This window comes from Ruegeria sp. CF3 (assembly GCF_056537365.1).
Window position 1 is genome coordinate 574,879 of the sequence record NZ_JBQFRK010000002.1, and the last position, 23,026, is coordinate 597,904.

Below are 23,026 nucleotides of genomic sequence, written 5' to 3' on the forward strand. Positions count from 1 at the left end.
GTTCCTCATAAACTAGAATTGTATCCCAAGGCCAATGCCAACCTGCAGGGCTTGGGTTGAGTCTCCAAACATATGGTCCAGGCTCAGGTTGATAAAGCTGCTGTCATCCAAAGCAAACAATCCCAACCGCGCGGACACGACGCCGTGGGCGTCACCGATATAGCTGGTATTCACGAACCCTCCATCGGCGGCGCTGGCCCCACTGAAGCCAGCGGTTACCGACACCGTGTCGTCAGACGAGAGGATGGCACCGGCGCGCAGGCTCGCACGCAGTTTCTGCGAGGCGCTCAGTATCTGCTCGGTCCCGATCTCAATCGACGGCGTCAGCGAATAGATCATCTCGTTGTCGTCCTGCAAGACGACACCTGACAAAGTGGCATCGCCATTGCTTTCCGTCGCCAACCGCGTCGCATCGACGGCCAGTTCGGGGCGCAGATACGCTCCACCAGCGCCAAGTCTTTGATCATACGCCAGGCTGAGCCGCAGGTTCTGGTGGTTCATCTTGTGCTTGATCTCGCTGACACCAACGGTGTCCACAATAGTGCCATTGGGCAAAACGCCCCGGATCCCACCTGCACGGCTTGTATCGTAGTTCGACCAACCTGCCGACAGCATGGCCGCAAACTCCCACGCGCCCGTGTATTTGGTCAGCGATGCGCCCAGATTGAACCGATCGCCGGATGCATTGTATTGCGATCCGTTCTGCAGGCTGATCTGGTCGTAGCCCAGGGCAAACCCTGCATACAACTCATCCCCCACCGGTAGACGGACACCCGCCGACCAATTGGTGTTATTGACGTTCAGATCGTTGTAAATCCCGGTCTGCTCGCGGTCGAAGAAATAGCGGCCGCCGGTAAACCAGATACAGTTACGCGGATCATCCCCGGCTTGATAATTGGTGTAGCGTTCGCAGTTTTGCAGCGTATCCGCGAATACCCGCGTACCAAAATACGCATCCACCGCATCTGCGGCGTAGTCCGCTGTCGACAAGCTCTCAATGGCCGCGATCACATCGGCCTCGGATTGCATGTTCCCGATCAGCGCCAAAAGCTCGCCCTGGTCGGATGTTCCCCGCCCGTTCAGGACATCATTGATATAGTCACCGATCGCGGTCTGGTTGGAGTTCATCCTAGGCGTCGAATAGTCTGGTGTGATCACCAGATCGATCGAACTGCCGTCCGAAGTCGCCCCGTTCAAACCAATGGAGTAATCCAGAACCACAGTGTCCTGGATGGTCGTGCCAGCATCTGCGGCCGTTCCATCGGGATTGATGATGACAAGCGGCAATGCGCGTTCGAGCGTGTTCAACCGCGGCACCAATGTACCACCAATGGTGGCATCCCCGGTGACATTGATCAGATCGCTGTCTCCACCCGATATGCCAGTGGTTCGGAAATACACGTCGAACGTTGAAGTCGCAGTGCCGCCAAAGGCCAGACTTCCGGTCACGTTCGTGGTCTGGCTGACATTTTCGGTGAAGGAAAAATCATCCGCTTGAACAGCAGCCGTCAGGCCTCCGTCGACGCCCCAATTTGCGCCCAGAACCAAGTTGCCATCCACCTGCATGAGCCCGGCGTCGCCCAGATTCACGGTATCCAATGCATAGAAGGTTGCACCATCTTCCACGGTCAGGCCATTCGTCCCGTCACCAAGGTTCAGGTTCCCAAGCGCGCGTCCGGACAGCGTGATTTGTTCATTGCCATCGCCGCCGTTCACCAATTGGTTATTGCCCGCGATCAGCACCGTGTCTTCTGATAGGGTCAGCGTGTTGTCGGTACCTCCTTCGACAATGATCGAGGCAACCGAGTTCGCTTGCCCGGTGCCGCCCATGACAACACCATCGAACCCAAGCATAATGGCGTCTGCACCGTCACGGCCTTCGGATTGTGCAAAGACACCAATGCCACCGTCGCCGACCGACAAGACATTGCCGGTCAGGGTCATGTCGATAGCACCGCCCGACCCGGCGCCACCTGCGGCACCCCGGAATATGGAATCGACGATGCCGCCGCCGCCACCCAACGACTGCGCGGCGACACCGATCGCGTTCTCTCCACTGGTGACCGTGTTACCAGTTTGCAAGAACAGAATGTCCCCGCCGTCCCCGCCATTCGCTGCTGACAGATTTACGGTCACCTGGCTGGGGTCCAGGTCTGTCGTGACAAGACCACCGCCGCCGCCGATGCTCTGGATCACGAACGCATGCGATCCGGTACCACTTGTGTTTACGTCACCGGTATTGGTGAAATCGACGTTGCCGCCATCTCCAGTTGAATCGTCCTGAGCCCCGAGGGTCACATCGACGCCTCCAAGACCAGCAACGACAGCTTCACCACCACCCGCGCCGATGCTTTGAACGCTTTGGCCAAAGGACCGGTCACCGCTGGTGAAGACATCTCCATTCAGATCAAGATCGATATCACCGCCGCTGTTGCGGAAGCTTGGATCGGACCCCAGGATTACCGAAGCAAACCTGTTGGTATCAGCCGTGCCCGTGCTGTTGAGCACCAGCTTACCGCCGCCGCCGCCAATAGATTGCGCCGTACCTGCCGAGGAAAACGCACCATCAGTGCCGACATCGCCAGTCCGGCTGCCGAACACATCGCCACCTGCTGCATCATTCGTATCAATCGCGCCCAGGCGCGCATCAATCTCGATACCGTCGCCATCCTGAAGGCTGATGTTGTTGGCCGATGTGCCACCACCGCCGCCAACACTCTGCAGCATCAGACCTGTCGAGCGGTCACTGGTGGTCGCTATGTTACCGACGTGCGACTGGGCAACCTGGCTGCCCGCCGTGCCCGAAACATCATCACCGCCCAGCGAGATGTCACTGATATAAACAGTGCCGGTTCCACCCGCGCTTGCCGTCGCGGTCGTAAAGTCGACCGATGTTTCGGAGTTGCCGCCGCCGCCATTGACGGATTGTGCGAAGATGGCCTCGCTGCCTGCACCATTCACCAGAATGTCACCGGTTGAATTGACAGTCGCGGTTCCCACCGATCCGGTGGTCCCTTCTCGCGCGCCCAACACATGAGAGATCGTGTAGTCCAGCGCCGAGACCAAGGGCGACGATACCGAATATCCCGCATTACCGCCGCCGCCACCAACGGATTGGGCATAGATACCGAACCCGTTTTCAGCGTTCACGACAATCGTACCGGTATGGTTGACCGTGACATCTCCACCATCCGCCCCGTCGCCACCAGAACCGCCAATGGCGATCTTCGAGTATGACTTGCCGGTCATTGTGTTTTTGAGGTCATTCACATCCATCGCAACGGCCAATCCACCATTGCCACCACCGCCACCGACGGATTGTGCGAAGATACCGTAGGCACCTTCGCCATCAACGCGGATGTCGCCGGTATTGGTGACAACCGAGTTTCCGGCAGCATTGCCACTGCCACCCGAACCACCGATGTTCAACTGCGCGGTCGGAGAGCTGTTGTCCCCAGTCTTTAGCCGCAGCGTCCCAGTAATCGAACTCCCACCATTGCCGCCGCCGCCACCAACGGATTGAGCAAAGATGCCATGCGCACCTGCACCAATGGTGATGATCGTACCCGCATTTGTGACGGCCACGTTGCCTCCGGTTCCACCGGAACCACCCGAGCCACCCAGGCCAAACTGCAACGCCCGCCGAGTGCTCGCCTCGGCCCCGCCATAGCGACCATCAACCGAGATTGTCGATCCGCCATTGCCGCCGCCACCGCCGATAGACTGCGCGAAGATACCGTGGCTTTCGGCTCCGCTGGTCACGATCGTACCATCGGCTTCGTTCACAACAGTGGTTGTACTGCCAGAACCACCGGTGCCGCCGGTGCCACCAATAAGGATCGCGTTTGTCGTAGACCCCTCCGAGGACCGGCCCAGAATAATGTTTCGAACCTGCTGTGCATCACCGCCGCCACCGCCGACCGATTGCGCGTAGATACCAACCGACTTGTCGCCCGTGGTCAGGATCACGTCCCGGTTGGTCACAGATACCGCCGCCGACATCGCACCCGAGCCGCCGTTGCCGCCGATGGACAAGGTCGCGGTGTTTCCAATCTCTTTACGAAGGCTGATGATGCGGTTTTCCACGACACCACCCATGCCGCCGCCTCCTCCGACGGACTGCGCAAAGATACCATGGGCCATGGTGCCTGCGGTGCTGATTATTCCGTCGCTCACTACGGTCACGATGTCCGAGGTCATACCGTCCCCACCGGTACCGCCTATGTTGATCGATGCTGTGGTGCCGACTGTGGACGGGTTGACCACAGCTTTGATGGTATCGAGGTTCGATTGTCCGGCCTGTACCATGCCGCCAGTTCCGCCTGCGCCACCGATGGATTGCGCCATCAGCCCAATCGAACGATCTCCGAACGTTGCGATCTGGGCAGTGTTGGTCACGTCCACCGTGCCACCAACGCCTCCGGTGCCACCAGTGCCACCGATGGACAAGGCAATTGACGTGCCCTTGCCAGCCGAGTTGCTGGCCTTACCGCCATTGCCTCCGCCGCCGCCAACTGACTGCGCAAATACGCCATGTGCGTCATCGCCCTGCGTGACGACGGTGCCCGCCACTACAGAAGTCACATCGCCTGCTGCACCACCCGTACCGCCTTCAAGCCCGACTGACAGGCTGGCTTTGTTGCCTTTGCTGTCGCCGGATTTCGGGGTGCCGATGCTGACCGAAGTTGATGACGAGTTACCCCCGCCATTGCCGATGGACTGTGCAAAGAAGCCATAAGACCGGTTGCCCGTCGTGCTGATCGCGCCGTTCGAGCTGGCAAAGACGTCCCCGCCGCTGCCCCCGGTTCCACCCGTGCGGCCGATCTGGATGTTTACATTGCCACCATCAACCGACGTCGATGCCGAGTTGTAGCCAGCATTGCCGCCGCCGCCGCCAACGGACTGCGCAAACAGACCATGGGAATCTGCGCCCGAGGTCGCGATGTCGCCTGTATTGCGCACATCCACCGAACCACCGATGCCGCCCTCACCCGTGCCACCGCCAATGGCCAAGCCAAAGCCTTTGTTGGTCGCGTCGGAGGCAAGCTCATAGGTCATGCCGAGGTTCAAGGCGGCGTTGCCGCCGCCACCACCGATGGATTGCCCAAAAACACCGTGGCTGCCATCTTGCAAGGTGACGATATCACCATAGTGATCAACATCGACCTCGCCACCGTCCCCTGCCGTACCTGCATCGCCACCGATGGCAACCACCGCTGACACACCGGTTTTATTGCCAGAGGAATCTGCAGGGTTCACCTTGCCTTCAAGCTCATCCAAAACCGCGTTGTAGTTGGCGATGACCGAGTCATCGACGCCGGTATTGGTCGGTGTCTTACGATCGGATGAATCGCCTGTGCCGCCGTTGCTTTGGTTGCCGGTGGTCTTGCTGATACCCACAACTGCGTTGATCCCCGCATCGCCGCCGCCACCGCCAATGCTCGACGCCTCGATACCGTGCGATCCAACGCCATCGGTCGTGATTGTCCCCGCAGCAAGGGCCGCTGTGCCACGCGCGACGGTCACGTCACCCGCATCGCCGCCACCGCCGCCAAAGCCGCCGATCCCCATCGCGATAGGTGAGCTGTCCTTGGTACCAACAAAGGTCGCATTAATGCCGCCGGTACCACCGCCGCCGCCGATGCTCTGGGCAAAGATTCCGCGCGCGTGATAGCCATTTGTTGCGATGTTGCCGGTCTGAGTGACCGACACGTCACCCGCATCCGCACCAGTACCTCCGTGGCCGCCAAGGCCGCCCACAATGCTCAGATCCGTTTTGCCGTCCGAGTTGTTGGAGTCGCCATAGTTCAGCTGCCCGGTCACATTCAAAGCACCGTTGCCACCGCCGCCTGCGATCGACTGGGCCAAAACTCCATGTTTCCAGTTGCCGGCGACTGACACAGTTCCCGCATGATTGACGCCCACATTGCCCGAGACATTGCCGTCACCGCCAAAGCCTCCGACGCCAAACGTAACCGAAGGGATCTTGCCATCTTTGCTGAGCGCAATTCCACCCGAGACATTCAGACCGCCATTGCCGCCGCCGCCGCCGATGGACTGCGCCAGTAGACCCGCCGAACCGTCAGTATCCGGCTTTTCTTCGTTGAAGACACCCATGTCGATGAACAGGCGTTCCAACCCGAAGTTCGACGCCAATTCCTCGGTCTCATCAACGATCGAGTCGCCCAGGAAATCGCGCAATTTGTCTTCGAACGTCGTTGTGTTGGGGATCGAGATATCGTCCGGGTTCGTTGTAACCGTAATATCCGCTTGCGAGGTGACCGTGACGTCTCCGGCCTGACCGCCATCGCCTGCGAAACCACCGACGCCCACGATCAGAGAGCTGTCGGATACGATCCCGCCTGACACGTTCAGACCACCGTTGCCACCGCCGCCACCAACGGATTGGGCCAGCAGGCCGGATTGGCCAGTGCCGTGAGCTGTGATCGTACTGCCCGCGCCAATGTTCACATCAACATTTCCGGCATCTCCACCGCCGCCGCCAAAACCTCCAACGCCCACGACAACCGCATAGGATTTACTGCTGTCCGTCTGACCCGCACCGGGTTTGCCGCTTATCGCGAGGCCGCCCGAGACGTTCGTGCCGCCGTCACCGCCACCGCCACCAAGCGACTGGGCAATGATGCCACTGGCCCCTTTGCTTTCATCAACGGCGAAAGTGCCATCCGATTGCTCGACCATCGGTACGGCCTGTACATTGCCGGTATAGTCCAGATCGACATCGCTTGCATCACCACCGGCCCCGCCAAAGCCGCCAACACCCGCTGAAACCGAAAAGATCGTGTCCGACCCCGATGGTTTAGTCAGCGCCAGAGTGCCCGAAATATTCACGCCCCCGGTACCGCCACCGCCACCAAGGCTTTGCGCAAACAGACCATGCGACCCGTCACCCGCCGTCACTACATCGCTTTGAACATCCAACGTGACCGCATCGGCATTGCCACCACCGCCACCAAAGCCACCAAGTCCCAGGGCAACCGCTGCACCGGATTTGCCGGTGAGATTGACAGCGCCAGAAACGTTCAGACCGCCGTTACCGCCGCCGCCGCCGACCGACTGGGCTATGACACCAATACTGTCTACGCCAGTGGTTACCACCGAAGTTGTGCCACTGCTGTCCGTTCTTGAGCGCAATGTGCTGTTCACTTCACCAGCGTTACCCGCCCCGCCACCGAAGCCGCCAACGCCCAAACTGACCGAGCCGCCATTTTCCTGGCTGATACCCAACGAGGCCGAGATATTAGTGCCGCCGTTGCCACCACCGCCGCCAAGGCTCTGTGTCAGGATCCCGGTGCTGCGATCGCCGGTCGTGGTCACTCCGCCGGTGATTGTCGATTGCACCAACGCTCCGGCATCAGCGCCGCCGCCGCCAAAGCCGCCCACACCGATGCCGACCGTCGCATTGGCTGATCGGGACAGAGACAACGCTGCCGAGATGTTGGTGCCGCCGTTGCCACCACCGCCGCCGAGGCTTTGCGTCAGAATGCCGACCGAGTCATCACCGGTTGTCATGACATCTCCGGTGACCCGCTGCGTGACGTTATCTGCCGCACCACCGTCCCCGCCAAAGCCGCCGACGCCGATCCCCAAACCCCCGGAATAGTTGCTGGCTACAGAAATGGCCCCGGAAATGTTTGTGGCGCCATTGCCGCCACCTCCGCCAAGGCTTTGTGCGATAATACCAGCCGACCGCGGACCCGAGGTGCTCACATTGCCAGAGAACATGTTGTCGACTACCCCGCTGGTCCCGCCACTGCCGCCGAAGCCGCCCACGCCGATACCTGCCGCACCCGATCCAGTGCGTGCGATGCTCAGAGCGCCCGAAATGTTGACGCCGCCATTACCGCCGCCGCCGCCAACGGATTGGACCAGAACGCCCGTCGCGTTCTCACCACTTGTAGTGACATCGCCGGTGACCGACCCCGTCGCCGCGCTCGCAGCACCGCCATCGCCACCCGAGCCACCGATGCCAACCCCGACGGCGCCGCCCCCGGTCCCCGAGATGTTCACGGCTGCTGATACGTTCAGCCCGCCATTGCCGCCGCCACCCGCAGCAGATTGCACCAAGACGCCGCCAGAATTGTCACCGGTAGTGGTAACACTGCCAACGACCGTGCCTTCGGCCGTATCCGCGTCGCCCCCGTCGCCACCGCTGCCACCAAGACCAACAGACGCACCACCGCTGCCGGTTCCTGCGACAGTGACTGTGGCGGAAACATTCATGCCTCCATTGCCACCACCGCCGCCAAGGCTTTGCACGATCACCCCGCCGGATTCATCGCCTTGTGTCGAGACGTTTCCGTTCAATGTGGCTTCAACTGTGCCTCCGTTGCCGCCGGTACCGGACGCGCCACCAAGACCCACGGATGCCCCACCCGAGCCAGTGCCCGCCGCGGCCACTGCAACCGAGACGTTCATGCCACCATTGCCACCGCCGCCGCCCACAGATTGTGCCAAGAGACCGCTAGAGGTTTCACCTTGCGTGATCAGATTCCCGGTTACATTCGCCGTGACCGCCGAGGCGTCACCGCCGCCAGTTCCACGGCCGCCCAAGCCAACTGCCGCAGCGCCAGAACCCGTACCTGCGCCACCGACGGAAGCAGAAACGTTGAACCCGCCATTGCCGCCGCCGCCGCCGATTGATTGCGCCACAACTGCGCTGGACTGCGCACCTTCGGTTTGAACACTATTGGCAACCGTCAGGCCAACAACACCCCCCGTGCCGCCGCTGCCACCGGACCCACCCAGACCAACGCTGATCGCGCCCGATCCGGTGCCGGCCCCAGCCAAAGCCGGTGAGACATTGAAGCCACCATTACCACCGCCGCCACCAACGGACTGCGTGAGGATACCCACCGAAGCATCCCCTCGGGTTACCACGTTAGCTGTTGTGCTGGCCGTCACCAAACTGCCGTCACCCCCGGCGGACCCTGAGCCGCCCAGACCAACCGAAACTGATCCCGCACCCGTTCCAGCCCCGGACACGGTGGGCGAGACATTGAACCCGCCGTTACCACCGCCACCGCCAAGCGACTGCGCAACAAACCCGCTAGAGGCGAAGCCATCCGTCAGGATGGTGCCATTCGAGGTCAGCGTGACAATGCCGCCATTGCCGCCGGTATCACCTGAACCACCCAGTCCTACACTCACCGCACCACTGGCTGTACCTGCGCCCGACAGAACCGGGGCTACGTTGAACCCACCGTTGCCGCCTCCGCCACCGATGGATTGCGCTACGACGCCCGAGGACTGATCCCCCTGCGTTTCAACCGCATTGTTCGATGTGGCATCGACCGTGCTGCCATCGCCGCCACCGCCGCCGTTGCCACCCAATCCGACCGAGACGCCAGCCCCTGCAGTGCCCGATCCCTGAACCGATGCGCTGACGTTAAACCCGCCGTTACCTCCGCCACCGCCGATGGACTGCGCAAGGAATGCTGTCGCCGAGTCGCCTTGCGTCAGAATTGTCCCACTGGATCTTAGCGTAACCGACCCGCCATTACCGCCACCTGCGCCCGTTCCACCAAGCCCGACGCTGACCGCACCGCTTGCAGTACCTGCACCGGCCCCAGTCCCCGAGATATTAAACCCACCATTGCCGCCACCACCGCCGATGGATTGGGCGACGACGCCTGAAGAACGGTCCCCGACAGTTACAATCGTATTTGTAATCGTCAGATTGACTGTGCCACCCGTCGAGCCCGTACCTGCGTCGCCGCCAAGGCCAACTGAAACTGCACCGCTCGCAACCCCAGCCCCTGCAAGTGACGCGCTAACATTAAAAGCACCATTGCCACCGCCGCCGCCAACGGACTGTGCCAGAACGGCAGTTGAGTCCGCGCCACCGGTGCTTACTGTGCCTGTGACGCGACCGGTCACCGATTGACCGATTCCACCTCCTGAGCCGTCGCCACCAAGGCCTACGGTGACGGCACCGCCACCTGCCCCCGAACCAGCAACACCGGCCGTCACGTTGAAGCCACCATTGCCACCACCGCCGCCGATGGATTGGAAAACTACGCCGCCTGAACCTTCGGACACTGTTGTGACGTTTCCTGCAACCTGGCCTTCAACCACGCCGCCATTGCCGCCTGTATCGCCGTTGCCGCCGAGCCCGACGCCAATTGACCCAGCACCGGCTCCTGCCGCTGCCACTCCGGCGGTGACATTGAAACCACCATTACCACCGCCACCGCCGATGGATTGAATAACGACAGCCGTCGAGCGCGCACCTTCGGTCCGAACGTCGCCGTTGACGCGCACGCCGGTTACCGTACCGCCTATGCCGCCGCTGCCTCCGTCGCCGCCAAGTCCGACTCCAATCGTTCCGGCACCGCCACCGCCGGCCGCCAAGCCAGCAGCGACGCTGAAGCCGCCATTGCCACCGCCACCGCCGATGGATTGAACCACGACCGCACCGGCATCGTCCCCACGGGTTGTAACATCCGCATCAACTTGGGCCGTCACTGTACCGCCCGCACCTCCACCGCCAGCTTTACCGCCGAGGCCTACACTGATGGACCCGGCAGCGCCGCCCGCAATATCGGCACTGGCACCGATGGCATAACCACCATTACCACCGCCGCCGCCAACGGATTGCGCAACGACACCGCTGGAGAATGCGCCACTGGTTTCGATTGAGGTCCCACCGGCACGCAAAGTGACGTTGCCACCGATACCGGCACCTCCACCATCTCCGCCGACACCGACGTTGATCCCGACCGCAGCGCCTCCGCTTGCGCTGATACCGGCCGCGATGCTTCCACCACCATTACCGCCACCGCCACCCACGGATTGGGCGATGATCGCGCTGGAGCTTGTGCCAGTCGTGGTCACGTCAGCATTGGTATAGACCTGAACAAGTCCACCATTGCCCGCACTGCCGGCCTTGCCGCCAATTCCAACTGATACGTTGCCCGAAAATAGTGCCGAGGCGCCACCGGTCGTGGCGACCGCCAATCCACCATTGCCACCACCACCGCCGACGGACTGAAACAGCATACCTGTCGACCGGTTTCCGGTCGTGACGACAGTGCCTTCAAACCCAGCTGCTGTTGCGACGCCACTACCATCGAACTGGCCAACCGTGACCGGACCACCCGTGCCGCCCGTACCACCGTCACCGCCAACCCCAACAGCCAGCGAACCCGATACCGGGCCGCCTGACGCTGCGACAGATACGGCATAGCCACCATTGCCGCCACCACCGCCAACAGATTGCAGCATCACCCCAACCGAGTCGTCACCACCGGTTTGTACAGAAGCTGAACCGCTGCCGCTAAGCGTGACCGTCCCACCGTTGCCACCATTGCCAGCGGACCCACCAACCGAGACCGATGCCGCGCCAAATGCGCCAACCGCAACCGAGACCGCTCCGCCACCGTTGCCGCCACCGCCGCCGACGGATTGTGCAAATACACCTGCCGAGCGCGCGCCCGAAGTCCGGATAGCCGACGGCTGGCTGCCATCGGTGTTGGATAAGGTTACATTGACATTGCCACCGGTCCCTCCGGCCCCGCCATCACCACCGATGGCTACCCCGACAAACGCACCTACCGAACCGGACGAACCACCATTGCCGCCACCGCCACCAATCGACTGGGCCAGAATACCCATCGCATCATCACCCGAAGTGGTGATGATCCCGTCATTCACGATCGTCACAGTGGACCCGCTGCCACCGCCGCTGCCATTGCCACCGACCGAGACCATTCCACCGGACGAGCCACCATCACCGCCACCGCCGCCGATGGATTGCGCGATAATCCCGCGGGCGTTGTCGTCTTCGGTTACAATACGCCCGTAGTTGCTGACGCTCACTGCAGCGCCCGTTCCGCCCCGAGATCCTGTGCCACCAATCGCAACAAGCCCATAGGAGTTTGCACCGGTTCCGCCGCTGCCGCCGATGGATTGCGCCATGACACCGTCAGCCCCAATGCCCGAAGTCAGGATGCTTCCCGAACCTTGCACAGTGACATTCACCGAGTCCCCGCTACCGCCGTTCGAGCCCACGCCACCAAGAGAAAGGGATACCAGACCGCCTGCAGTTCCGCCCGAACCGCCGCCGCCGCCGATGGACTGGGCAACAATACCGCGCGCGAAATCACCTTGTGTTTCAATCGCGCCACCGTGCGAGACGTTAACCCTGCCTCCATTTCCGCCATTATCGGCCCCGCCAATGAGCGAAACCAACAAGTTGCCACTTGTCCCCGCTGACCCCCCCGAACCGCCGATGGATTGGGCGTAAATCCCGTTCGCGTAGTCGCCGGTCGTCAAGATGCTACCGCTTGAGGCCGTGTTTACCGTTACGGTGCCACCGCTACCGCCATAGCCTCCGTTACCGGACGAGCCAACCAGCCCCCATTGTGACCCACCATTACCGCCATTGTTCGACACGCTCAGCGCATAGATGCCATCAGCCGAGTCGCCGGACGTAGAAATGTCACCCCGCTGCGTAACGGTTACGTCGCCACCATCTGCCGAGTGGCCACCGGTGCCCCCACCCGGAGCCGCGAAGCCGCTGCCACCATCACCAGCCTCGCCGCTGCGGCTGAAGGCAAATATACCGTCATAGCCGTCGCCCGATGTCTGGATCGTGCTGCTCGAGGATTGTGTTGCGTTTACCGTGCCGCCTTCCCCGCCGTCGCCGCCATCGCGCCCGTCCCAAAAGCTCAGGTACGAGTCGCCGCCCTGACCACCGTCACCGCCAACGCTACCCACTTGCCAACCGACATTGCTGGTTGCGTTGACATTCCCGTTCAGGGTTTGAGTCTGGGTTGGGCCATCGGCACCGTTTCCACCTGAACTTGGTGGCACAACAAGCGCACCATCGCGCCCATTGCTGCCATCTCGCCCGTAAACGACCTGGCTCACACCGTTAGGTCCGGAGACGTTCACCGGCGGGGTGACAGAGCCAGGAGTACCCGAACTGTTGAAGTTGCTGTTGTACTGAGACAGGGTCAGCTGAGTGGACAAGCTGGCCGTTCCGGTCGCACCAGAATTACTGATCTGAGCCGTTGTTCCCGTTATGGATACAATCTCAAATGCCAGTGGGGGATTGTCGGAGTTGTAAATTGTCTCGCCGGCATCTTTGACGAGAAACACATAGCCATCCGCCGTCTCAACAAAAGCCGTCGTCCCGGCTGTAGGTGTTGAAGCGGGATCCACGATCAGTGCAGTGACTGTCGTATCCAGACCAGTCACAGGGTTGTTAACAGTGTCTCCAACAATTGAATCTGCAGTCGGCGCGGCAAGCAAAGATGTTGAATTAAATAGAAAAATAGAAAGCGCAAACAGCAGGTTTGAAAACTTTGACACCTTGAGACCCTACAACCCAATTCACCAGCACAGAAAGCAAAGAAGAGCTGCACCCAAAAGCAACACATTGCTTTTGGGAATTTCCCCATCACCACCTAAAGAAAGATATGCGCAAGTTTAAGGAGAGTGGATTTCTTAAATTTGTCTAAAACTGGATTTGGTTAAAATAGTGCTAAAATGCCACAACCTGGGTTCATCCCTAAGGCTGGATCAGTTCGGCTGAGTTGGTTTAGGTTCACACAACTTTTCGAAAAAATGAAAGAGCACACTATGAAGGCTGTCCTGTTCGAGAAGTTCCGACAAACCCCCAAGGTTGTCACAGTCGACGACCCTGCACCCGATACTCATGGCGTTGTTCTGAAGGTCGAAGCCACTGGCGTTTGTCGCAGCGATTGGCACGGGTGGATGGGGCATGACAGTGATATCGAGCTGCCTCACATACCCGGTCATGAGTTGGCTGGCGTGGTCGAAGCCGTCGGACGGGATGTAAAGAACTGGAAAGTTGGCGACAAGGTAACCGTGCCTTTCGTCTGCGGCTGCGGAACGTGCAGCGAATGTCACGCAGGGCATCAACAAGTCTGTCTGTATCAAGAGCAACCCGGCTTTACCCATTGGGGCAGTTTCGCGGAATATGTGCCAATTCATCAGGCTGACCTTAATTTGGTCGCGCTGCCTGAAACCATGGAATTTGCAACCGCCGCCAGCCTTGGCTGCAGGTTTGCCACTTCATTCCGCGCGGTCGTCGATCAAGGAAGGGTCTCGGCCGGTCAATGGGTTGCCGTACATGGCTGCGGTGGGGTCGGTCTGTCAGCCGTTATGATTGCTGCCGCCGTCGGGGCCAATGTCATCGGGGTTGATCTAGACGAAGCCAGACTCGAACTTGCGCAAGAACTGGGTGCAGTTGCGACCATTAACGGTACAGATGCTGATGTTCCCGAAGCGATCCGCGAAATCACCAAAGGCGGCTCCCATGTGTCAATCGACGCTTTGGGTCATCCCGTCACTATGACCAACTCGATCCTCTGCCTGCGTCCGCGCGGCAAGCACATTCAGGTCGGTCTGATGCTGGGTGATCACGCTTCGCCAGCAGTACCCATGCCAAAGATCGTAGGACAAGAGATCGAATTGCTTGGTTCGCACGGGATGCAGGCGCATCGCTATGGCGCGATGCTCGACATGATTAAAAATGGCAAGTTGGATCCGGCGCGGTTGGTGGGGGAAAAAATCAGCCTGGAAGACGCACCCAAGGCCTTGATAGGGATGGATAAGTTTACCTCAATCGGTGCGACGGTCATCACAAGGTTCTGAGTCACAAACAGGATCCGCCCCGTGCGAAAATGGCGCCACTAAACGGCGATTTCAAAATGCATCACTCAATTGGCAAGTTCTGTTGGTATCGCTGAAAAATGGGCATCGCCTGATCCCAAAAGGTACTTTCGGACCGCCAGGTCGATTGATTTACTCTGTTCTGAATAGACACCGCAGGCAGTGAGCGCTTCACGGGCGGTAATGCGCTCATCAAGCCGTTTCCAGATTGTTTTCGCCGCATAAGGGTGTGGAAACGGCCGCCAAGCCACACCCATTGTCATGCCACGCAAGTATTTTAGCTGTTGGCGATGTGCGGAATAAAGGATGGTCTGCGCAATGCTTCCTTCCTTGCCGCATTCATGTTCGGTGGCGAAGATCCTGTTACCGCGCAGGGCAACCAGCCCTTCGTAGCGCGAAATCTGCCGAACGCTTTTGTCCGGGGACGTGGCGTTTTCGTGCGAGCGGATCGTCACGACGCCATCCACCTCCTTAAGTCGGATCAGAGAACAAAAAATGCGCCCCTGCCAAGACGGGGTGCAAAAGAAAGAATGATAGAAGCCCACATAGCGTCTGAGATTCTTCACCTGATCACTGTACGGCTTAACAAACAAGCTGGCAGGAGTTTCTTTCCGACGGACGATCGAGTCTTTCAAAGTTTCTTCAAAATCTGTCCGAGGCGCAAAAAGCTGCGCCTCAGGCAGATCGAAATACCGAGCGATACGGCGCAGGTTGTGGGCTGATGGCAAGCTTTCGCCGTTGAGGTAGCGATTAAACTGCTGCCTGTTCAGGCCGATTTCTCGACAGACTTGCGAGATATTGCCTCGCTCGGCGCACAAAGACCGTAAATTTGCGGAAAAACTTTCGGACATAAGCGTCATTTCTTTCGCGTTTTGACGCTATAATGCTAAAGATTGAATAAAAGCGCGTAAAGTAGCTCAGTTCAATAATTTTCGGAATGCGGGTTGGCTGTACCAAACGCAACAACGGGACCTCGCTCCGAATGTCCACAAAAATCATCGAAAACACCTGGATCCCACTGCCGGATGGTCGGAAACTGGCTGCACGAATTTGGTTGCCCGAAACCGGGCCGTCACCCGCCATTCTGGAATACCTCCCCTATCGCAAGCGGGATGGAACTGCGCCGCGAGATGCAACCACTCATCCAGTATTTGCCGAGGCAGGATACGCCTGCATCCGCGTCGACATTGCCGGAACCGGTGATAGCGAGGGGCAGTTCGACGACGAGTATTCGGAACAGGAACTCCGCGATGGTGAAGCCGTTCTGAGTTGGATCGCCGCACAAAACTGGTGCGACGGAAACATTGGGATGATCGGTATCTCCTGGGGAGGATTCAATGGGCTGCAGCTGGCCTTTCGCCATCCGCCCGAGCTCAAGGCGGTGGTCAGTGTTGCCTCGACCGTGGATCGGTACGCCGATGACATACATTTCATGGGCGGCTGCCTGTTAAGCGACAATATTAACTGGGGCAGTCAGATGTTCGCCTATTTGACACGGCCCGCAGACCCCGAGCTGCGATCTGATTGGCGAGAAGTCTGGCTTGCCCGACTTGAGAATGTACCATTCTCAGCAGCCGATTGGCTGCGTCATCCAACGCGCAGCGCGTTCTGGAAACATGGCTCGGTTTGCGAGGATTGGTCGGCGATTCAAGCTCCGGTTCTTGCGATAACGGGTTGGTCGGATGCATATGTCAACGCTCCGCCAGCGCTGGCAGCAAATCTGGCCGTGCCGTCAAAGGCGCTGATCGGACCGTGGGAGCACCGCTATCCGCATATCTCGAAACTGGAGGCAGGGGATTTCCATTCCGAGGTGATCGGCTGGTTTGATCGCTGGCTGAAGGGGCAGCAGAATGGCGCCGAAGACCTGCCCGCCTACCGAACCTATATGCAGGATCATTTTGGCCCGAGCAAAAAGAACAAACCCAGGCAGGGCCGCTGGATCGCCGAGACAGAATGGCCGTCGCCCAATGTCAGTGATGAAGTCTGGCATTTGGGATTGGGTGGGTTCTCCGACGTCGCCATTACGGCCGAGACAACCGTATCGAATCCAGCCCATATCGGACAGGCTGGCGGGTATTTCTGCCCGGGCATGCGGATCGACAATGAGTTGGCCGAAGATCAAGCAGCCGATGACGCACTGTCGCTTTGTTTCGATACGGCACCGCTGGACAAACCGCTTGAACTGCTTGGACGGGCGCGACTGAAACTGTCCTTCACCGTGGACAGACCGGTAGTCCAACTGATAGCGCGGTTGTGTGATGTCGCCCCGGATGGGGTTTCTCAGCGGATCACCTATCGGGCGCTGAACCTGACGCACTACAAGAGCCACGAGACCCCTGAAGCGTTGGTTCCCGGTCAGGTCTACAGTGCGGAAATCGCACTAAATGAGTGCGCGCATCGCGTGAAACCCGGTCATATCCTGCGTCTTGCGCTGTCTACCGCTTACTGGCCTATCGTTTGGCCTGCGCCAGAAGCGGCAGAGGTGACGTTACAACTGCAAGGTTCGGCGCTGTATTTGCCGGTTCGGACGATGTCTGAGGAAGCTGATCCTGCACATCCCGGACCAGCGCAGGATTATCCGACGTTGCAAAGCACCGAGCTGCGCGCGCCGTCGGGCCGATCCGAACGGCGCATCGAAGCGGACGGAACCGTCGTACTTGAGACATTCGACGACTACGGCAAAGCACAGGACCCCGGCCACGGCCTGATCGTCGGAAGCCACGTCGCCATGCGCTATGCGATCCATCCCGATGACCCAGCGACCGCGCAATTCAAGGCGGGCTGGCGTTTCACGTTTGAGAGGGACGAATGGCAGGTCGAGATCAGCACCGAAAACGCGATGACCTGTGACGTCGAGAATTTCTATCTGCATCGAAAACTGCGCGCCACCGAAGGCGCGGACAAAACAGAAGTTCTGACAAAGGAATGGAACAAAACCATCCCGCGCAGGCTTCTGTAAACGATCTGACCCAAGGGAGAACATCATGAAAATCGAATGGACAAAAGCAAATGTCGGGCGCAGGGGCTTCTTGAAAGGGGCAACTGCGCTTGGGGCGGCATCCGCGCTGCCTGCAAGCTGGGCCAATCGCGCCTTCGCCGCTGATGACGGGGTGTTGCGGGTGCGCGCCTATGGTGATGCCCAGAACATGGACCCCGCACATTCCGTCGGTGTTGTCGAAGAAGAAGTGCATGCCTCGATTTACAACAAGTTGATCCAATACAAGCCCGGCGAGGAATGGGGTTGGCAGCTGGATGCGGCGGCGATGATCGAGCAGGTTGACCCGACCCATATCAAGTTCGCCCTACGCGATGATATCGGTTTCACCAATGGCTTCGGTGCGATGACCGCTGAAGACGTGAAATTCAGCATGGAGCGCATCGTGGACGATGTGACCGAAAGCCCGAACAAGCCCGATTTGGGTCCGTTCAGCCATGTCGAAGTGAGCAGCGAACGCGAAGGTACCATCGTTCTGAACGAGCCGTTTGCTCCGATTTGGTCGATCGCCCTGCCCTACATAACCGGCAACATCGTCTCGAAAGCTGCGGTCGAGGCCGCAGGGGGCCGCATCGGGGCTGATCCGGTCGCTGAATCCGGCCCTTATCTGCGGGACAGCTGGTCACCCAAAGAAAAAACCGTGCTTAAGCGCAACCCGGATTGGAAGGGTGACGCACCAACATGGGACACAATCGAAATCCTGCCGATCGACGACGAAAACACCGCCGAGATCGCCTTTGAGGCGGGCGAACTGGACATGACTCGGGTTTCGCTGGGATCGGTTGAACGCTATCGGGCCGGTGTTCCGAACGGCGGATCTTTGGTCGAGAAACCCTCACTGTTCTATGTCTGGTTGGGCATGAATCTGGATCACCCCAAGCTTCAGAACCCAAAACTGCGTCAGGCGATTCAACATGCAGTCGACGTACCAAGCATCCTAGAGGCGGCCTATTTTGGAGCCGCTGAACCCTCGACAGGCATCATCGCACCTGGCCTTGCGGGCCACCGCCCACAATCTCTGGTCCCTCCGGCGGCAAACTTCGAGAAAGCGGCGCAATTGCTGGCGGAATCTGGCGAGACCAATGTGACGCTTACGCTGGACACGCTGAACAAGACCACTTTCACAACGACGGCTCAGATCATTCAGGCAACTCTGGCGCAGATCGGGATCACGGTCGAAGTCAACGTACTGGAATCCGGTGCATTCTGGGCAAGCGGAGACAACGAGAACCTGCAACTGGTTCTGAACCGCTTCTCGATGACCCCCGATCCATATTATGCGACGGCTTGGTTCACCACCGAACAGGTCGGCATCTGGAACTGGGAGCGGTTCAGCAACGCTGAATTTGACGAAATTCACAACTCGGCATTCAAGGAAGCGGATGTGGCCAAACGCGCTGAGATGTATCAGCGGGCGCAGGATCTGATGGAAGAAAGTGGTGCCTACCGCTTTATCACCCACGAGGCGACACCGGTGATTCATTCGGCTCGTGTCACCCCCGCGCTAAGACCCGACGGTCTGGCACTGCTGCGGTATTTCGGCAAGGCGACCTGACCTCCCCAAGGTCGGCTATGTCCGGCGGGGTTTGACGCCCGCCGGACAAAACAGCTCGCCACCCATCCACAAGGAGCCAGCTTTTCATGTTGAAGTTTGCAACCCGCCGCTTCGGGCTAGCGCTGCTTATCCTGTTCGTGGCGGTTACCGTCATGTTCCTGATGATCCGCGCCGTCCCCGGGGACCCGGTCCAGATCATGTTGGGGCCACGCGCAACACCTGAGCTTCAGGCCCAGCTCACCGCTGCGTTGGCGCTGGATCAACCAATCTGGAAACAGCTGGTCATATTCTATGGAAACCTGGTCCGTGGCGATCTGGGAATCGACGTATTCTCGGGCCGATCCGTGACAGATATCGTGTTTCAGCAGCTACCCTACACTCTGGAACTGATCTTTGCGTCGATCCTGTGGTCCGCCACCTTGGGAATTGCGCTTGGGGCATATGCCGCCGCCCATCCGAACACTCTGATCGACCGAATTGCGGCGGCGATTTCGGTCAGTTTTGTTGCAGCACCCGCCTTTGTCGTAGCACTTCTGTCGCTATTGGTCTTTGCCGTGCATCTTCAGTGGTTTCCAGCCATCGGCGCGGGCGAAGGCTTCTGGGGTCGCATTGATCACCTCGTTTTGCCCGCCTTTGCCATCGGGCTAAGCTGGGTGGGCTACATCGCGCGGTTGGTGCGCGCCTCGATGTTGGAAGTCTTAGGCGAAAACCACGTTCGGACCGCACGAGCCTTCGGTATCGCAGAGCGCCGCGTGGTGATGGTTTATGCCTTGCGTATCGCCATTCTTCCGGTTGTCACGGTGATCGGCGTCGGCATGGGTTTCCTGCTGAGCTCGGCCGTATTCGCCGAAATAGTGTTCGCGCGCCCGGGTCTGGGCAAGCTGGTGATCGACAGCATAACCACCCGCAATTACCCGATTGTCATGGGCTCGGTTCTGATCTCAACCGGTTTGTTCGTCGTGTCGACCGCACTGGCGGACCTGATCAATGCGTGGCTCGACCCACGCGCTAGACAAGCGCATTGAGGAAAGCCGAAATGGAAAAATCTCGTTCTGAACTTGGTCAGATCATTGTCGGCGTCGCCCGCGACCCTCTGGGTCTGATTGGTTTGGTCATTGTCGGCACCATCGTCTTCTGTGCGATTTTCGCCTATTGGATTGTGCCCTATGATCCTGTGGCCATGGATATCAAAGCCCGGTTGCAAGGCCCGTCTGCCGAGCACCTTCTGGGTACGGACCAACTTGGCCGCGATACGTTTTCCCGCGTGATTGCCGGCGGTCAGGTTGCGTTGAAAGTCGCCTTGCCTGCCGTCTTTGGTGCTATGGCAATTGGCCTAACCTTGGGAATGATTGCGGGGTATGGGCCAAAATGGCTCGACAACCTGTTGATGTTGTTCTTTGACACCATCCGATCCTTCCCAACCGTGATGTTCGCGCTGGCCGTTGTGGCCCTGGTCGGTCCCAGTTTGCAAACGGTTGTGTTCGTGGTGATGGCGACTTCGATCCCAACCTATGGCCGTGTGGCGCGAACGCAGACCCTGACGTTGCGCAACTCCGAGTTCATTCTGGCCGAGCGGTCGATGGGGGCCAGCATGGCCCGCATCTTGGGTGTGCACATGCTACCAAATATCGTGGGGGTTTTGGCCGTCCTGGCTGCTATGGACATCCCGACGGTAATCGCGCTTGAGGCGGGGCTGTCCTTTCTCGGGCTTGGCGTGAAGCCCCCAACCCCCAGTTGGGGCGCACTTCTGAAGGACGGGTATTCCCTGATCCGACAGACACCTTGGCTGGTGGTGGGCGGCGGTCTGCCGATCATTCTGGCAACCCTGGGCTTTACGTTTTTAGGGGAATCGCTGCGCGACGTGGTTGATCCCAAACTGAGGAAACAGCGATGACCGAAACTCTTCTGGAAATCGAGAACCTCAGCGTCGATTATGAAACGGCACGCGGAGATCTCAAGGCATTGCGGGATCTCACCTTTGACATCCGCAAAGGTGAGATCGTGGGTATTGTCGGTGAGTCTGGTTGCGGAAAATCAACCTTGATCTCGTCGATCCTGCGGCTGACCGCACCGAACACGCGGTTCCGGCAAGGCGAAATACGCTTTAAGGGGCAGGATCTGTTGCAAGTGCCTGAACGCAGGATGCGTGATCTGCGCGGGGCCGATATCTCAATCATCTTTCAGGACCCGATGCAGACCCACAATCCGGTTCTAACCATTGGCCAGCAGATGGTCGATATTCAGCATCGATCAAAGACAAGCAGGCAGGTAAAACTGGCCAATGCGGCAAAGATGCTGGGGGCTGTTGGAATTCCGGACCCTGAAGCGCGCTTAAAGCAGTTTCCGCACGAGTTTTCTGGCGGAATGCGACAGCGGATCGCCATTGCCATGGCGTTGATTTCAGAACCCGACCTGCTGATCGCGGATGAGCCGACCACCGCGCTGGACGCCACGCTTGAGGTGCAAATCATTGAGCGCTTGCAAGAGCTGCAGCGCGAGTTCGATTGCGCCATCCTGTTCATCTCGCACCATCTGGGTGTGATCGCGGAACTCTGTGATCGCGTAGTGGTAATGTACGCAGGCGCCGTGGTCGAAAGCGGCGAGGTGCGCGAGATTTTTCACAATCCCAAGCACCCTTACACACGCCGTCTGATTGATTGCGATCCCGGCCATATCAAGGAACGCGCGCGGGTTCTGCCAACTATTCCGGGCGAAGTGCCCGATCTGGCCAACCTGCCCGGCGGCTGTATTTTCCGCGACCGCTGCGATCAGGCGATGCCACGCTGCGCAACGGACGTTCCGCCCTTGGATCGTCTGAAAGAAGGGCATCACGCCGCCTGCTGGCTGAACCATGAGGAGGCCGTGACATGAGCCTGCTGAATGTCCAAGACCTGCAAACCAGCTATGGCCCGGTCAACGTGCTGGCGGGCGTCAGCTTTGAGGTCGAAGCTGGCGAAACCTATGCGCTTGTCGGCGAAAGCGGTTCGGGCAAGACAACTGTCATCCGTGCGATTGCGGGCCTGGCCCCGGCGCAGGCCGGTTCGGTCGTGTTTGACACGCAAGAGATACGAGGCGCGCCGGAACGGGTAATGCGTCCGCTGCGCAAAGACATGGCGATGATGTTTCAGGACCCTGTGGGCAGCTTGTCACCACGCCTGACAATTCGAAGCCTGATCACGGAACCCTATCGCATTCAGGGCATGAAAGATCGCGATCTGGATGCCGAAGCCAAGCGTCTGCTGGAAATGGTGAACCTGCCGGTGCATTTCGCGGACCGCTACCCCTATCAATTGTCCGGTGGCCAGGCACGACGGGTTGGTGTTGCCCGCGCTTTGGCGCTGGAGCCGAAACTGATCCTGGCGGATGAACCAACGGCGGGGCTGGATGTCTCGGTACAGGGTGAGCTGCTGAACCTACTCAATGACCTGCGGGAACGCCTGGGCCTGGCGATGGTGATCATCACCCACAACCTGAACGTGGTGCGCCACGTGGCAGACCGCATGGGCATTATGTATCTGGGTCGACTGGTCGAGGAAGGCACGACAGAGGCGATCTTCGACGATCCGCGCCACCCCTATACCCGCTGCCTGCTCAGCGCCAACCCCGAGCCGGACCCCGATGCGCGCCTTGAACGGATCGCGCTCAAAGGTGAGCCGCCCAGCCTCTTGCAACGTCCGTCGGGCTGTGAGTTCCGCGAAAGATGCCCGTTTGCCAAAGACATCTGCACACAGACACCGCAATGGGAGGTTGCGGCGGGCCACGGGCTGCGCTGTCTCGCACCCTTGTCGGGTGCGCCTGCTCCGGGTCACTAA

At 59.5% G+C, this 23,026-nt stretch carries 9 protein-coding genes; 7 read left to right on the plus strand and 2 right to left on the minus strand.

What is annotated here, in order from left to right; translation table 11 throughout:
- Window positions 1-12: 12 nt before the first annotated feature.
- The gene (locus ACR0KC_RS10335; RefSeq protein WP_480771808.1) at window positions 13-13,338 is read right to left on the minus strand and encodes a hypothetical protein; all 13,326 of its coding nucleotides are present in this window, start codon (window positions 13,336-13,338) and stop codon (window positions 13-15) included.
- A gap of 270 nt (window positions 13,339-13,608) precedes the next feature.
- Between ACR0KC_RS10335 and ACR0KC_RS10340 the strand changes: the two genes are divergently transcribed.
- Window positions 13,609-14,646, plus strand: a complete 1,038-nt coding sequence (locus ACR0KC_RS10340) for a zinc-dependent alcohol dehydrogenase family protein (protein ID WP_480771809.1) — start codon at window positions 13,609-13,611, stop codon at window positions 14,644-14,646.
- 65 nt (window positions 14,647-14,711) lie between these two features.
- Here the strand turns inward: ACR0KC_RS10340 and ACR0KC_RS10345 are convergent, their stop codons facing one another.
- Window positions 14,712-15,515, minus strand: coding sequence for a helix-turn-helix domain-containing protein (locus ACR0KC_RS10345; protein ID WP_170407624.1), 804 nt, complete (start codon window positions 15,513-15,515; stop codon window positions 14,712-14,714).
- 131 nt (window positions 15,516-15,646) lie between these two features.
- Between ACR0KC_RS10345 and ACR0KC_RS10350 the strand changes: the two genes are divergently transcribed.
- From ACR0KC_RS10350 to ACR0KC_RS10375, 6 genes are all read left to right on the plus strand, one after another.
- On the plus strand, window positions 15,647-17,623 hold the full coding sequence (locus ACR0KC_RS10350; protein WP_480771810.1) for a CocE/NonD family hydrolase: 1,977 nt from the start codon (window positions 15,647-15,649) through the stop codon (window positions 17,621-17,623).
- A 25-nt stretch (window positions 17,624-17,648) separates the two neighbouring features.
- Complete coding sequence (locus tag ACR0KC_RS10355; RefSeq protein WP_480771811.1) at window positions 17,649-19,214, plus strand: ABC transporter substrate-binding protein; 1,566 nt, start codon at window positions 17,649-17,651, stop codon at window positions 19,212-19,214.
- Window positions 19,215-19,300: 86 nt separating this feature from the next.
- Entirely contained in the window at window positions 19,301-20,239 is a 939-nt protein-coding gene (locus tag ACR0KC_RS10360) for an ABC transporter permease (protein ID WP_170422950.1), read from the plus strand.
- An 11-nt stretch (window positions 20,240-20,250) separates the two neighbouring features.
- Complete coding sequence (locus ACR0KC_RS10365) at window positions 20,251-21,108, plus strand: ABC transporter permease (RefSeq protein ID WP_170512064.1); 858 nt, start codon at window positions 20,251-20,253, stop codon at window positions 21,106-21,108.
- Entirely contained in the window at window positions 21,105-22,085 is a 981-nt protein-coding gene (locus ACR0KC_RS10370) for an ABC transporter ATP-binding protein (RefSeq protein ID WP_170561648.1), read from the plus strand. The genes ACR0KC_RS10365 and ACR0KC_RS10370 overlap by 4 nt, the downstream gene beginning before the upstream one ends.
- The gene (locus tag ACR0KC_RS10375; protein WP_480706300.1) at window positions 22,082-23,026 is read left to right on the plus strand and encodes an oligopeptide/dipeptide ABC transporter ATP-binding protein; all 945 of its coding nucleotides are present in this window, start codon (window positions 22,082-22,084) and stop codon (window positions 23,024-23,026) included. Before ACR0KC_RS10370 ends, ACR0KC_RS10375 begins: the two co-directional genes overlap by 4 nt.